The following is a 13,854-nucleotide window of genomic DNA, read 5'->3' on the forward strand; positions in this document are numbered from 1 at the left end:
ACGGGCCTTTCTTGTTAGCAAGCCTTGCGGTGGTGTCATCCGCCGGTCATGGACATGAAGCGCATGACCTTCTCCGGGCGTTCCGAGAACTCGTGACGCTCGGGTTTCAGGTTGATCGCCTGGATTACCAGGTCTTCCAGCTCCGAGTCGCTGCAGCCTTCGCGCAGGTAGGGGCGCAGGTTCAGGCTGTGTTCGTTGCCCAGGCAGGTGTAGATAGTGCCGTCCACCGACAGGCGCACGCGATTGCAGGTGTCGCAGAAGTGCTGCGAGATCGGGGTGATGAAGCCGATGCGCACGTCGGTATCCGGGATCTGCATGTAGCGCGCCGGGCCGCCGCCGGGCATCACGCCGGGGACGAGGTTGTAGCGCTGCTCCAGACGGGCGCGCACGTCCTGCAGGTTCACGTAGTGACCCTCTTTTGCCTCGCGGCCAGTGTCGCCCATCGGCATGGTCTCGATGAAGCGCAGAGTGAAGCCGTGTTCGATGCAGAAGTCGACCATGTCCTCGACCTCCGGCTCGTTGATCCCGCCCATCACCACCATGTTGATCTTGATTGGGTCGAGCCCGGCGGCCTTGGAGGCCATCAGGCCGTCCAGCACCTTCTCCAGCTTGCCGCCGGTGATCTCCTTGAAGACCTCGGGTTTGAGCGAGTCGAGGCTGACGTTGATGCGGGCCACGCCGGCGTCCTTCAGCTCCTGGGCATGGCGCGCCATGCGCGTGGCATTCGTGGACAGCGAGATGTCGTCGATGCCGGGCAGGGCGTTCAGGCGCGCGGCCAGATCCGGGAGGTTCTTGCGCACCAGCGGCTCGCCGCCGGTCAGGCGCACGCGGCGGGTGCCGAGTCGCCCGAAGGCCCCCATCACGCGCTCGATCTCCTCGAAGCTCAGCCAGTGCTCCGGCTCCTCGAAGTCACGAAAGCCCTTGGGCATGCAGTAGAAGCAGCGCAGATCGCAGCGGTCGGTAACTGAGAGACGGACATATTCGATGCGGCGGCCGAAGGCGTCGACCAGGGCGTTCTCGTCCTTGAGGGCGTGTTGCATACGGTGTCCCGTCCTGCCGCTGGGGGCGATATGTTTCATGGTACACATCGTAGACCACTTTTCCGTGATTGCCACAACAAGGCCCCAGATTCGATGCGGCAATAAATAAATTCTCTCGTAGATTATTTCTGCTTATTCCTAGATAAGAACTTTTCGTTAGCCAAAAGGCTTCTTTATGGCCAATATGCCCAGCGTGAATAAGCAAACCATAATCTATGGGGTCGCCTGAATGAGTGCCTTACCCGAGTTCGAGAACCACAGCGAGCAGGAGATCAAGTACACCACCTGCTACATGTGTGCCTGCCGCTGCGGCATCAAGGTTACGGTCCAGAACAACAAGGTCCGTTATATCCAGGGCAACCGGCACCACCCGATCAACAAGGGTGTGCTGTGTGCCAAGGGCAACGCCGGCATCATGAAGCAACAGTCCCCGGCGCGCCTGCACCAGCCGATGCGCCGCAAGCCGGGTACCGAGCGCGGCGCCGGCGAGTTCGAGCCGATCTCCTGGGACGAGGCCCTGGACATGCTGTCCACGCGTCTGCAGAAGATCCGCGAGACCGACCCGCGCAAGCTGGCGTTCTTTACCGGCCGTGACCAGATGCAGGCCCTGACCGGCCTGTGGGCGACCCAGTTCGGCACCTATAACTGGGCGGCCCACGGTGGCTTCTGCTCGGTCAACATGGCCACCGGCGGCCTGTACACCACCGGTTTCGCCTTCTGGGAGTTCGGCGATCCCGACTGGGACCGCACCAAGTACCACATGCTCTGGGGCGTGGCGGAAGACCATGCCTCCAACCCGATCAAGATCGGGCTGGAGAAGCTCAAGCGCCGCGGCGGCAAGTTTGTCGCCATCAACCCGGTGCGCACCGGCTACCAGGCGATCGCCGACGAGTGGGTGGGCATCAAGCCCGGTACCGACGGCCTGTTCGCGCTGTCGATGCTGCACGTGCTGCTGAAGAACGATCAGTTCGACTGGGATTTCCTGGTGCGCTACACCAACGCCACCCAGCTGGTCGTGCAGACCCCGGGGCAGAAGGGCGATGGCCTGATCCTGCGTGACGAGGCCGGCAACCCGCTGGTCTGGGAACTGGAGCAGGAAGCGTTCGTCGACGGCACCCAGGTCGATATCAAGCCGGCGCTGTTCGGCGAGTACACCGCGCCCGATGGCCGCCCGGTCAAGACCGTGATGACGCTGCTGGCCGAGCGCTATCTGTCGGAGGAGTATTCCCCGGAAAATACCGCCAAGATCACTGGCGTGCCGGCCGACCAGACCGAGCGTCTGGCGCTGGAGATGGCGCACGTCGCGTTCAAGGAGACGATCGAGCTCGACATCGAGTGGACCGACTCCTGGGGCCGCAAGCACGACAAGGTGTTCGGCCGTCCGGTCTCCATGCACGCGATGCGCGGCATCTCCGCGCACTCCAACGGCTTCCAGACCTGCCGCGCGATCCATCTGCTGCAGATCATGCTGGGCTCGGTGGACTGCCCTGGTGGTCACCTGGCCAAGCCGCCGTACCCCAAGCACGTCCCGCCGGGCATCAAGCCGGCCAAGGAATGCGCGCCGAACACCCCGCTGAAGAGCCCGCCGCTCGGTTTCCCGACCGCGCCGGAGGACCTGGTCATCGATGACGACGGCAACCCGCTGCGCATCGACAAGGCCTTCTCTTGGGATGCTCCGATCTCCAACCATGGCCTGATGCACATGGTGGTGACCAACGCGGTCAACGGCGATCCCTACCCGATCGACACGCTGATCTTCTTCATGGCGAACATGTCCTGGAACTCCTCGATGAATACCGCCGAGGTGATGGACATGCTGCGGGCGAAGGACGACAGCGGCGAGTACAAGATCCCGTTCCTGGTGGTCGCGGACGCGTTCCACTCGGAGACGGTCAACTTTGCCGATCTGGTGCTCCCGGACACGACTTATCTGGAGCGTTACGACACGATCTCCATGCTGGACCGCCCGATCTCCGAGCCGGCCGCGGCGGCGGACTCCATCCGCCACCCGATCCTCGAGGTCGACCGCGACGTGCGTCCCTGGCAGGAGGTCATGGTCGAGCTGGCCGGTCGTCTGAAGTTCCCGGCGTTCACCAACGACGACGGCAGCCGCAAGTTCGACGATTACAAGGACTTCATCGTCAACTTCGAGAAGGAGCCGGGGATCGGCTTTTTGTCCGGCTACCGCGGCAAGGACGGCAAGAGCCATCTGCGTGGCGAGCCGAACCCGAAGCAGTGGGAGGCGTACATCGAGAACCAGGGGTTCTTCGTGCATCACCTGGCGCCGAACCAGCAGTTCTACCGCTACGCGAACAAGGAGTACCTGGAGCTGGCCAAGCACGCCGGCTGGGTGGGCAAGACCGATCCGATCACGATCGAGCTCTATTCCGAGACCCAGCAGCGCTTCAAGCTGGCCGGCCAGGGCCTGTATGACGGTCCGCAGCCGACCAAGCAGGAGCACAAGGATCGCCTGACCCAGTTCTTCGATCCGCTGCCGATCTGGCACAAGCCGCTGGAGCAGACCCGTATCGACGAGGACGAGTACCCGTTCTACGCGGTCAACCAGCGCCCGATGTTCATGTACCACTCCTGGGACTCTCAGAACGCCTGGCTGCGTCAGATCTGCGCCCAGAACTACCTGTACATGAACCGCGGCAAGGCCGAGTCCATGGGCATCGAGGACCTGTCCTGGGTGTGGATGGAATCGCACAACGGCAAGGTCCGTGTGCAGGTCAAGCTGATCGAGGGCTGCGAGCCGAGCACCGTCTGGACCTGGAACGCGATCGGCAAGCAGAAGGGCGCCTGGGGCCTGAAGCCGGACGCGAACGAGTCCAACAAGGGCTTCCTGATGAACCACCTGATCAGCGAGCTGCTGCCGAAGAAGGGCGATCCGGTGGACAACATCACCAACTCCGACCCAGTAACCGGCCAGGCCGCGTGGTACGACCTGAAGGTCAAGATCACTCCGGCCGATCCGGAAGAGGCCAGCACCTGGCCCGACTTCGACACGGTCAAGCCGGCCCCCGGCATGTCCGAGGCCCCGGATCAGCTGCGCTACGCCGCGCACAAGCCGGTGCACCTGAATCGTTCCATCCGTGACGTGCTGACCCGCGGCTCGCTGGACGAAGACCGCTAGGCATCACGGATCCGGGCCATGCCGCCGGCCCCGGCCGGCGGCCCGAGGAAATTTGAGGAGTAGTTGTATGCGACTTGGACTCGTAATCGACATGGACACCTGCGTGGGCTGTCACGCCTGTGCGGTGGCCTGCAAGCAGTGGAACACCAGCGGCACCACCGGTGCGCTGACCGACTATCGCCCGTACGGCGAGGACCCGAGCGGCGTCTGGTTCAACCGCGTGCGCCACTACGAGGTCGGGGACTACCCCAACAACAAGACCGTCAACATCCCGATGTCCTGCATGCACTGCCAGTATGCCGACTGCGTGAATGTCTGCCCGACCGGCGCTTCCTACAAGCGTCCGGAAGACGGCATCGTGCTGGTCGACCAGGACAAGTGCATGGGCTGTAACTACTGTGCCTGGGCCTGCCCCTACGGTGCGCGCGAGCTGGACCGCGAAGACGGCGTGATGAAGAAGTGCACGCTGTGCGTGGACCGCATCTACGACGAGGCCCTGCCGCCGGAAGAACGCCAGCCGGCCTGCGTGATCACCTGCCCGGCCCATGCCCGGTTCTTCGGTGACTTCGACGACGACAACTCCGAGGTCAGCCGCCTGGTGCGCGAGCGTGGCGGCGTGAAGCAGATGCCGGAGCTGGGCTACAAGCCAGTCAACACCTATCTGCCCCCGCGTATCACCCGTCCCATCCCCATCGACGACGTGCGGGCCAACCGTCTGGTCAGCTCGGTGAAGGACTGGGTCAACAAGATGGTCGCGCGCTAGGCGCGGCCCGATCGGGAGAATTCATATGCATCCGGCATTTTCCGTCATCCTGTTTACCGTCATCTCCGGTGCGGGCTACGGCCTGTTCATCCTGCTGGCGGCCTTCCACCTCGCGGGCATCGGTCCGGCCATGAGCCACGGCGAGCTGCTGGCACACGGCGCGGTCTCGCTGGGGATGATCACCCTGGGGCTGATGCTCTCCACCGGCCACCTGGCGAACAAGAAGAACGCCTGGCGCTCGTTCATGCGCTTCAAGACCTCCTGGCTGTCGCGCGAGGCCGTGTTCGCGGTGCTGTTCTATCCCTTCGCCGGGATCTATGGCCTGGGCGTCCTGCTGCAGGGCGCGGCCATCGGGCCGTTGCCGGCGCTGGCCGGCGTGATCGCCGCCGTGCTGGCCGTGATCACCCTGTTCTCCACGGGGATGATCTACGGTTGTCTGAAGACCATCCGCCAGTGGAACACCGCGCTGACCCCGGCCAACTACATCATGCTGGGCATCGCGACCGGCACCACGCTGTTTGCCGCCATTGCCACCGTGTTCGGCAATGCCACGGCGATGCATGCGGGTGTCGCGATGGTCGCGCTGGTTGCTGCCGCCGTGCTGAAGGCGATCTACTACTTCTGGATCTCGCGCGTGAATGGCCCGACGATCAATACCGCCACCACCTTCAACCGTGCGACCGTGCGCCTGCTGGATACCGGCCACACCGCCGGCACCTTCCTGACCGACGAGTTCGGCTACGACCCGCGCAAGGACACCATCGACAACGTGAAGATGGGCGTCTTCCTGCTCGGCTTTGTGGCCCCGGTCCTGGTGTTCGCGTCGATCCTGTCGGGCGCCCCGGCCGGCATCGCCTGGCTGGCCGCTGTCTCGAGCCTGATCGGTATCGGCATGGAGCGGTGGCTGTTCTTCGCCGAGGCCAAGCACGTCGTGCGCCTGTACCACGGTGCCCAGACCTGCACCAACTCCCTGGCCGAGCCCGCTCGCGGCCGTACCTCGGTCGCGCCGGTCACGGACCCGACTGACGCGCGCCGCTGGGAGCTGGGGGATACCCCCGGGGGCTCCGGCTCCTGATGTCGGCCGGCCTTCGGCGGTTGCCGGGCGCAGTTGCCGGGTGACCACCGAGGGTCTCGTCAGGGAATACCCAACTAAAACGGGCCAGCATGCTGGCCCGTTTTTTTATGGTGCCTGGTTTCCCCAAGGCGGGTTATTTCGCCTTGTCGTCCTCGTGCATGCCATGAAGGATGAAGTAGCCGACATACACGAAGAACGCCACGATGCCCACCAGGGTCAGGATCGTCAGGATCCCGATGGGCGATTGAAACATGATTTCAGTCAACATCACGCACTCCCGGTTGCAGTGGTCACCTTCAAGCTAGCGCTGCTGCCGGGGCTTCGATTTGATCTGGATCAAGGGAGTGGCGGCATTTGCCGGTCAGGATGCCGGATCGCCGCGCTGGTCGGGCCAGGACATGTTGGAAGCGGAACTGATGTTGCGCCCGAGAGGGTGAGCCGGGGTTTCGCGAAGCACGGCTTCGCGCCGGCGAACGCCCCGAGGCTGTCGCCGAGGGGGTGACTTGCGATGCCGTGCCGCTGCGCAGGCCTTGATTCGACGGGGGCGCGGCGTTGGGCTCGGGGGTGTTCGGGCGGCGCGCCCGAGAGGATGGCTGCGCGACCTGCGGTCGCTTGGCCCTTCGGGCTGGCACCGCCTGCGGCGGTACCGCGCGTCGGCCCGCTGCGCGGGCCTCGGCTCGAACGGAGGCATGGGGCTGGCTTCCTGGGTGTTCGTGCTTCGCGCCCGAGAGGATGGCTTCGCCGCCTTTGGCGGCTCGGTCCTTCGGACCGGCACCGCCGGTTGGCGGTGCCGCGATGTCGGCCCGCGATGCGGGCCTCGATTCGAACGGAGGTTCGCGGGGTTGGCTCCGAGGGCGTTTAAACGTCGCGCCCGAGAGGATGGCTGCGCGACCTGCGGTCGCTTGGCCCTTCGGGCCGGCACCGCCTGCGGCGGTACCGCGCGTCGGCCCGCTGCGCGGGCCTCGGCTCGAACGGAGGTTCTCATCGGGCCCTCGGGGCACACCCCCATAAAGAAGAAGGGCCCGCTAGGGGCCCTTCTTCTTTATGATGGCGCGCCCGAGAGGATTCGAACCTCTGACCTCTGCCTCCGGAGGGCAGCGCTCTATCCAGCTGAGCTACGGGCGCAAGACGAGTAATGATACGGGGCGCTGAGCGGGTCCGTCCAGCGCATTTTTGACTGCCCTACTGGGTTTGTGGTCTCGAGAGGGACGATGCCCTATACTCGGCGCCCGATTTGCGCGCCTGGCGCGTGGGAATACTTGGGCTAGGAACCATTACGGCCGCGCGCGGCCCGCACCTTTCGGAGGGAGAGCAAGTGGCGAATCAACCGATCAAGATGGACACCGGTAACAAGGTGTTGATGTTCATCGCATCCGTGGCGCTGCTCGCCACTGTGATCTACCTGTTGATCCAGTTGGCGAACTTCATGGGAGGGCTCCAGCTAGGCGAGCCCAGTGAGGCCGAGCGCGATCGGATCGTCGAACGCATCCAGCCGATCGGTCGCGTGGCCTCCGGTCCGGTCGATATGGAGGAAGAGACCGCCGACCTGAGTCCGGGTGACATCTACAGCAATGTCTGTGCGGCCTGTCACGACACCGGGGCCTCCGATGCCCCGATCAAGGGCGACTCCGACGCCTGGGCCGCCCGCCTCGACGAGCGCAGCCTGGACGAGGTGTTCGACAACTCCATCAACGGCATAGGTGCGATGCCGGCTCGCGGCGGTGATTCCAGCCTGAGTGACGAGGAAGTGAAGCTGGTGGTGGTCTACATGCTGGACGAAGCCGGTATTGATCACGGCTGGGAGCCCGAAGACGCCAACGGCGATGAGAACGGCAATGGTGACGAAAACGGTAACGGCGAGGCCGTGACCGAAGATGACGATGCCGCTGTCGAGGACGACGAAGCACTGGAAGGGATTGCCCTGGATACCGGTGACGTGAGTCGTGGCGAGTCCCTGTACAGCACCTGCATCGCTTGCCATGGTGCCCAGGGTCAGGGTTCCCCCGCGTTCCCGAAGATTGCCGGCCAGACCGCCGAGTACACCGCCGACAAGCTCGTGCGCTACCGTGCCGGCGAGACCGTGGGTGACCGCACGGCCCTGATGGCGCCGAATGCGGCCCGCCTGTCGGACCAGGACATTGCCGACCTGGCGGTGTACGTCGCGACCTTCGAAGACTGATCGGTTTCGATCCGATCTCAAGGCCCGCGTCGGCAGCTGCCGTGCGGGCCTTTTCTTTGCCTGGTTACTGGGTGCGCCAGTGATCCAGCGCGCGATAGCTGAGCGCCTCGGTCAGGTGACCGGTCGTGATCGGGTCGCTGGGTTCGAGGTCGGCGATCGTCCGCGCGAGGCGCAGGATGCGGTGGTAGGCGCGTGCCGACAGGCGAAAGCGCTCCGCAGCGCGGTCCAGCAGGGCGCGATCGCCTGCCTCCAGGGTGGCGTGCTGGTCCAGCATCTGGCCCGCCAGTTCGCGATTGAGGGAGCCCTGGCGTTGCCGTTGGCGTTCCTGCGCCAGGGCGACGCGTTGCGCGACGGTCCTGGAGTCTTCGCCGGGTTCGCCATGCGAGGCCAGTTCGGGCGGCGGGATGCGCGGGACCTCGATCGCCAGGTCGATGCGGTCCAGTAGCGGCGCGGACAGGCGTCGCCGGTGGCGCGCCATCTGTTCCGGGGAGCACTGGCAGCGCGCCCCGAGGTCGCAGTCGAAGCCCTGTGGACAGGGGTTCATCGCCGCTACCAGCTGGAACCGGGCGGGAAACTCGGCCTGCCGGGCGGCTCGGGCGATATGAATCGTCCCGGTCTCAAGCGGCTCGCGCAGGACATCGAGCACACTGCGCTGGAATTCGGTCAGCTCGTCCAGAAACAGCACGCCGTGATGCGCCAGCGAGATCTCGCCCGGGCGTGGTGTGGAGCCACCACCGACCAGTGCGACCCCCGAGGCCGTGTGGTGGGGCGAGCGGAACGGTCGGGCGCGCCAGTCGCGCTGCAGGTGGCCGGTGTCGCGCAGACTGTGGATCGCGGCGGTCTCCAGTGCTTCCGCCTCGGACATCGGTGGCAGGATGCCCGGTATGCGTGCGGCCAGCATGGACTTGCCGCTGCCGGGCGGGCCGACCATTAACAGGTGGTGGCCACCCGCGGCCGCGATCTCCAGTGCGCGACGTGCCTGGTGCTGACCGCGCACATCGGCCAGGTCGGGGTAGCGATCCGGTTCCGCTTCGACGGGTCGGCCCTCGTCCAGCTCCCCTTGACCCTGCAGCCCGGCGCAGACCGCGATCAGGTGGTCGGCGGTGCGCACCCGCGCGGCGCTGGCCAGTGCCGCCTCGGCCCCGTCCTCGGGGTTCACGATCAGCTCGCGCGCCTCATTAGCGGCTGCCAGTGCGGCGGCCAGCGTCCCGCCGACCGGTCGCAGGGTCCCGTCCAGTCCCAGTTCGCCCAGAAACTCGCGCCCTTCGAGGGCGCTGCCCGGGATCTGCTGGCTGGCGGCGAGGATGCCCAATGCGATGCCGAGGTCGAAACGCCCGCCATCCTTCGGCAGGTCGGCCGGGGCCAGGTTGACGGTGATGCGGCGGCGGGGAAAGTCGAAGCCGCTGGTCTGGATGGCCGCGCGGACGCGGTCGCGGCTCTCGCGCACGGCCGCCTCCGGCAGGCCGACAATCTGGAATGACGGCAGGCCGTTGGCCAGGTGAGTCTCGATGGTGACCAGCGGTGCCTGGATCCCGGCGACCGCACGGGCATGGCTGATGGCAATGGGCATCCTTGCCCTCCCTGTTGCGGGTCCGGGCCTCCGTGCCCGGTGGTTCTATGGGGAGTGTGTTACTCCGCGGTCTTGCGTTCGGCCTCGAGGGCCTCCACGCGGGCTTCCAACTCGGCCAGGCGTTCGCGGGTGCGTTCCAGCAGCGCAACCTGGACGTCGAAGTCCTCGCGGGTGACCAGGTCCATGCGCTCGAAGCCGTGCTGCAGCGACGAGCGGACCTGACGCTGGACATCCTCCTGCATATGGCGCACCGACTCTGGCAGGCTCTCGGTGATCCGGCGCGCGAGATCGTCAAAGCGTTTGGGGTCGATCATGGGCCGTTCTCTTCTTTTGATTCGAGGATGTATTCAGTGTAGCGCGTCGCGCGGATCGTTACTGCGAGGCGGAGCGCCCGCCATCCACCGGGATCACCTGTCCGGTGATGTAGGGCGCATCCAGCAGCAGAAAGCGTACCGTACGGGCGATGTCGTCGGGGTGGCCCTCGCGTTTGAGGGCGGTGCGCTCGACCATCGCTTCGTGCGTCCCGGCATTGTTCGGATCCTCGGGCGAGAGGATTGCGCCGGGTGCGACGCCGTTAACACGCACGTCCGGGCCCAGTTCGCGGGCATAGGCCTGGGTCAGGGCCCAGAGTCCCGCCTTCGCCGCGGAATACACGGGGTAACCCTTCAGCGGGCGCAGGGCATGAATGTCCACGATGTTGACCACTGCGCCCCGGGTGCGCGCGAGCGCCGGCGCACAGGCCTGGGTCAGAAATGTGGGGGCCTTCAGGTTGGACCCGACCAGGTCATCCCATGCCTGCGTATCGATCGCGCCGACCGGGGTCGCGTAGAAGGTCGAGGCATTGTTGACCAGGTAATCCAGCCGCCCCCAGGCCTCTTCCGCCTCGCGTGCCAGGCGCTGGATGTCGTTCAGGTTCAGCAGGTCGGCTTGCAGGATGCGCGCGCTGTCCTCGCGCCGGGCATTCAGCGAGTCGGCCAGGGCGGCAGCGTCGTCGCGCGACCCTCGATAGTGAATGAGCACGCGCAGGCCCTCGCCGTGCAGCCAGCGCACGATGGTCGCGCCGACCCGGCGCGCGGATCCAGTGACCAGCACCACGCCGGTTTCCGATCGCTCTCCCTGTGTGTGTTCCGTCACGTCATGCCTCGCCTTGGTACCATTTGTCGCCATGCTGCCGCCGAAACCTAGCACACCCACGCCGGACGACCCGGCTGCCGCCATCGCGCGGCAGATGCACGACTCCCTGCAACAGAGTATCGCCGCGCACGGCGGGTTCCTCCCGTTTGTCGATTACATGCACCAGGCGCTGTATGCGCCGGGGCTCGGCTATTACGTGAACGGGGCGCGCAAGTTGGGCGCGGGCGGTGATTTCGTGACCGCGCCGGAGCTGTCCTCGCTCTTCGGCGAGACCCTGGCCAGCTGGCTGGCCCCGCTGCTGCGCGACGAACTGGCGGGCGGCGGGCAGTTGCTGGAGTTTGGCGCGGGCAGCGGCCGGCTGGCCGGCGATGTGCTTGTGACGCTGCGCGAGCTGGGCGTGGGCTGGCAGTGCTACAAGATCATCGAGGTCAGCCCGGACCTGCGGGCCGTGCAGCAGGAGCACCTGGCGGAACGCCTGGAGCCGGAGGAGTACGCCCGGGTGGAATGGCTCGATGCCCTGCCCGAGGAGCCGATCCGGGGTGTGGTACTGGCGAACGAGGTGCTCGACGCACTGCCGGTGGAGCTCTTTCGCTGGCGCGAGGGCCAGCCCTGGCAGATGGGTGTCACAGTGGATGGCGACGGCAGGCTGGTGCTGGCGGAGCAGTCGGCCCCCGAGCCACTGGCGGACGTCGTGCGCGAGCTGCAGGCGGTGCATGGCCCCTGGCCCGACGGATACACCTCCGAGTGGCGTCCGGCTCAGGCGGCCTGGGTTGCGAGCGTGGCCGCTTGTCTGGAGCAGGGTGTAGCGTTGCTGGTCGACTACGGGTTTCCGCGGGCCGCGTATTACGCCGCGGAGCGCCACCAGGGCACGCTGGTTGGCTATTACCGTCAGCAGATGATGCTGGACCCCCTGGCGCAGCCCGGGCTGATGGACCTGACGGCCAGCGTCGATTTCACTGCGGTGGCCGAGGCCGCGGATGCGGCGGGGCTCGATGTGCTCGGTTATGCCGCGCAGGGCGAGTTCCTGCTGGGTGCGGGCCTGGCGCAGCGCTTCGAGGCGCGCGTCGGCAGTGGCGAGGATGCCCGCAAGACCATGCAGGCCGCCCAGGCCGTGCGCATGCTGACCCTGCCCGGAGAGATGGGCGAGCGTTTTCAGGTGATGACCCTGGGTCGCGCCTGTACCGCGCTCGATTTCACCGCGATCCCCGATCGGCGCGGCCGCCTGTGAGGGACTCGCAATCCCGTCCGGTTCGCCCGGAATCCTTCCCCGCACCCGTGCCCCGAGGCATGCTGCTCTTATGAAAGTCCTGGGTATCGAGACCTCCTGCGACGAGACGGGCGTGGCGCTGATCGATGATCAGCGCGGCCTGCTCGCGCACCGGCTGTACAGCCAGACTGACCTGCACGCGGTCTACGGCGGCGTGGTACCGGAGCTCGCTTCGCGCGATCACATCCGGCGCCTGCTGCCGCTGCTGCGGGCGGTGCTGGACGAGGCGGGCGTGAAGGGCCCCGAGCTGGATGCGATCGCCTATACCGGCGGGCCGGGCCTGCTTGGGGCCCTACTGACGGGGGCCTCGGTCGCGCGTTCGCTCGCCTGGGGCTGGGGCGTGCCGGCGATGCCGGTACATCACCTCGAAGGCCATCTGCTGGCCCCGTTCCTGGAAGACGCCGGGCTCGATTTCCCGTTCCTGGTGCTGCTGGTCTCGGGCGGGCACACGCAGCTGATCCACGCCCGATCTCTGGGCGACTACGAACTGCTGGGCGAGAGCATCGACGACGCCGCTGGCGAGGCCTTCGACAAGACCGCCAAGCTGCTGGGGCTGGGCTATCCCGGAGGTCCCGCCCTGTCGCGCCTGGCCGAGCAGGGGGCGAGCGATGCCCTGCGCCTGCCGCGCCCGATGCTCGACCGGCCGGGGCTGGACATGAGCTTTTCCGGCCTGAAGACGGCCGTGCTGACTGCCCTGAACAAGCAGGAATACCGCCCGCAGGATGTCGCGCGCGCGTTCGAGGAGGCGGTCAGCGAGACCCTGGTGGAGAAGACCCGGAGGGCGCTGGAGCAGAGTCAGGCCCCGGCGCTGGTGGTCGCCGGTGGGGTGGCCGCGAATACCCGGCTGCGCGCGGGACTGCAGGCGATGGCCGCGCAGCAGGGGGTGCCGGTGTATTTTCCGCGGATCGAGTTCTGTACGGACAACGGGGCGATGATCGCGCTCGCCGGGCTGCGCCGCCTGCAGGCGGGCTGGACCCCCGACGACCAGGCCCCGGCGATCACGGCGCGTGCCCGCTGGCCGTTGGCGGAGCTCTCCGCCTGAGGCAGACCGCTAGTCTCGGGGCGGCTCTTCCGCTTCGGCTTCGTCCTTCTTGTAGCCGATCTTGCCTTCCTCGCCGCGCATCAGGCGGCGGATGTTGGTGTCGTGGCGGATGAACAGCACCACGGCCATGCCCGCCACGATCAGCGCGACCCAGAAGTCCGGCTCCAGGAACACGAAATAGACGGGTGCCAGGGTCGCCGCGACCAGGGCCGACAGGGAGGAGTAGCGCCAGATCGCGGCGACCACGAGCCAGGTCAGCAGCGTGAGCCCGCCGACCAGCGGGTTGAGCGCCAGTAGCACGCCCAGGGCCGTGGCCACGCCCTTGCCCCCACCAAAGCGGTAGTACACGGGAAACACGTGTCCGAGGAAGGCGGCCAGGCCGATCAGGCCAAGCGCCCAGGTCGGGAAGATGCCGAGCTGGGCGGCGACGAACACCGGCAGCCAGCCCTTGCCGACATCCCCGATCAACGTGATGATGGCCGCCTTCTTGCCGCCGTAGCGCAGTACGTTGGTCGCACCGGGGTTGCCCGAGCCCGTGTGACGCGGGTCCGGTAGCCGCAGCAATTTGCTCACGACGATGGCCGTGGAAAGCGATCCCAGCAGATACGCGATGACAATGCCCAGTACGATGTCCATGCAAACTCGACC

Annotated in this window: 12 protein-coding genes and 1 tRNA gene; 6 read left to right on the forward strand and 7 right to left on the reverse strand. The window is 66.4% G+C overall.

The features are described from left to right. Positions 1–35: 35 nt before the first annotated feature. The gene (gene moaA / locus TK90_RS00685) at positions 36–1,040 is read right to left on the reverse strand and encodes a GTP 3',8-cyclase MoaA (protein WP_012981558.1); all 1,005 of its coding nucleotides are present in this window, start codon (positions 1,038–1,040) and stop codon (positions 36–38) included. A 229-nt stretch (positions 1,041–1,269) separates the two neighbouring features. Here moaA and TK90_RS00690 point away from each other — a divergent pair, with 229 nt between their 5' ends. The 3 genes from TK90_RS00690 to TK90_RS00700 all read left to right on the forward strand — a co-directional run bounded on the left by TK90_RS00690 (position 1,270) and on the right by TK90_RS00700 (position 6,014). Continuing rightward, entirely contained in the window at positions 1,270–4,176 is a 2,907-nt protein-coding gene (locus tag TK90_RS00690; RefSeq protein WP_012981559.1) for a molybdopterin oxidoreductase family protein, read from the forward strand. 67 nt (positions 4,177–4,243) lie between these two features. Continuing rightward, positions 4,244–4,939, forward strand: coding sequence for a 4Fe-4S dicluster domain-containing protein (locus tag TK90_RS00695; protein WP_012981560.1), 696 nt, complete (start codon positions 4,244–4,246; stop codon positions 4,937–4,939). A gap of 25 nt (positions 4,940–4,964) precedes the next feature. Next, positions 4,965–6,014: a DmsC/YnfH family molybdoenzyme membrane anchor subunit gene (locus TK90_RS00700; protein ID WP_012981561.1), complete on the forward strand. Its 1,050-nt coding sequence runs from the start codon at positions 4,965–4,967 to the stop codon at positions 6,012–6,014. A 133-nt stretch (positions 6,015–6,147) separates the two neighbouring features. On the opposite strand, the gene TK90_RS15445 is transcribed toward TK90_RS00700, so the two are convergent. Together TK90_RS15445 and TK90_RS00705 are read right to left on the reverse strand one after the other, a co-directional pair. After that, on the reverse strand, positions 6,148–6,282 hold the full coding sequence (locus TK90_RS15445; protein ID WP_012981562.1) for a hypothetical protein: 135 nt from the start codon (positions 6,280–6,282) through the stop codon (positions 6,148–6,150). 780 nt (positions 6,283–7,062) lie between these two features. Further along, positions 7,063–7,139, reverse strand: a tRNA-Arg gene (locus TK90_RS00705). Positions 7,140–7,329: 190 nt separating this feature from the next. On the opposite strand from TK90_RS00705, the gene TK90_RS00710 reads away from it, so the two are divergent. Further along, positions 7,330–8,193, forward strand: coding sequence for a c-type cytochrome (locus tag TK90_RS00710; protein ID WP_012981564.1), 864 nt, complete (start codon positions 7,330–7,332; stop codon positions 8,191–8,193). Positions 8,194–8,257: 64 nt separating this feature from the next. Here TK90_RS00710 and TK90_RS00715 read toward each other — a convergent pair whose 3' ends face one another. From TK90_RS00715 to TK90_RS00725, 3 genes are read right to left on the reverse strand one after another with little or no spacing between them, the layout of a single operon-like run. Next, positions 8,258–9,763: a YifB family Mg chelatase-like AAA ATPase gene (locus TK90_RS00715; protein ID WP_012981565.1), complete on the reverse strand. Its 1,506-nt coding sequence runs from the start codon at positions 9,761–9,763 to the stop codon at positions 8,258–8,260. Positions 9,764–9,822: 59 nt separating this feature from the next. Further along, a complete protein-coding gene (locus TK90_RS00720) occupies positions 9,823–10,077 on the reverse strand; it encodes an accessory factor UbiK family protein (RefSeq protein WP_012981566.1) in 255 nt (84 codons plus the stop codon). 58 nt (positions 10,078–10,135) lie between these two features. Then, positions 10,136–10,858 (reverse strand): pteridine reductase, encoded by a 723-nt coding sequence (locus TK90_RS00725; RefSeq protein WP_018138211.1) that lies wholly within the window; start codon positions 10,856–10,858, stop codon positions 10,136–10,138. A gap of 133 nt (positions 10,859–10,991) precedes the next feature. Here TK90_RS00725 and TK90_RS00730 point away from each other — a divergent pair, with 133 nt between their 5' ends. Continuing rightward, positions 10,992–12,125: a class I SAM-dependent methyltransferase gene (locus TK90_RS00730; protein ID WP_020146047.1), complete on the forward strand. Its 1,134-nt coding sequence runs from the start codon at positions 10,992–10,994 to the stop codon at positions 12,123–12,125. A 70-nt stretch (positions 12,126–12,195) separates the two neighbouring features. Further along, positions 12,196–13,206: a tRNA (adenosine(37)-N6)-threonylcarbamoyltransferase complex transferase subunit TsaD gene (gene tsaD / locus TK90_RS00735; protein ID WP_012981569.1), complete on the forward strand. Its 1,011-nt coding sequence runs from the start codon at positions 12,196–12,198 to the stop codon at positions 13,204–13,206. A 9-nt stretch (positions 13,207–13,215) separates the two neighbouring features. Here tsaD and plsY read toward each other — a convergent pair whose 3' ends face one another. Next, positions 13,216–13,842, reverse strand: a complete 627-nt coding sequence (gene plsY, locus TK90_RS00740) for a glycerol-3-phosphate 1-O-acyltransferase PlsY (RefSeq protein ID WP_012981570.1) — start codon at positions 13,840–13,842, stop codon at positions 13,216–13,218. Positions 13,843–13,854: the final 12 nt, after the last annotated feature.

The sequence above is a fragment of the Thioalkalivibrio sp. K90mix genome (genome assembly GCF_000025545.1).
GTDB lineage: Bacteria > Pseudomonadota > Gammaproteobacteria > Ectothiorhodospirales > Ectothiorhodospiraceae > Thioalkalivibrio.

Coding starts and splice junctions, on each gene's coding strand:
- moaA (WP_012981558.1), bottom strand. CDS start 1,040: ATGCAACACGCCCTCAAGGACGAGAACGCCCTGGTCGACGCCTTCGGC.
- TK90_RS00690 (WP_012981559.1), top strand. CDS start 1,270: ATGAGTGCCTTACCCGAGTTCGAGAACCACAGCGAGCAGGAGATCAAG.
- TK90_RS00695 (WP_012981560.1), top strand. CDS start 4,244: ATGCGACTTGGACTCGTAATCGACATGGACACCTGCGTGGGCTGTCAC.
- TK90_RS00700 (WP_012981561.1), top strand. CDS start 4,965: ATGCATCCGGCATTTTCCGTCATCCTGTTTACCGTCATCTCCGGTGCG.
- TK90_RS15445 (WP_012981562.1), bottom strand. CDS start 6,282: ATGTTGACTGAAATCATGTTTCAATCGCCCATCGGGATCCTGACGATC.
- TK90_RS00715 (WP_012981565.1), bottom strand. CDS start 9,763: ATGCCCATTGCCATCAGCCATGCCCGTGCGGTCGCCGGGATCCAGGCA.
- TK90_RS00720 (WP_012981566.1), bottom strand. CDS start 10,077: ATGATCGACCCCAAACGCTTTGACGATCTCGCGCGCCGGATCACCGAG.
- TK90_RS00730 (WP_020146047.1), top strand. CDS start 10,992: ATGCACGACTCCCTGCAACAGAGTATCGCCGCGCACGGCGGGTTCCTC.
- tsaD (WP_012981569.1), top strand. CDS start 12,196: ATGAAAGTCCTGGGTATCGAGACCTCCTGCGACGAGACGGGCGTGGCG.
- plsY (WP_012981570.1), bottom strand. CDS start 13,842: ATGGACATCGTACTGGGCATTGTCATCGCGTATCTGCTGGGATCGCTT.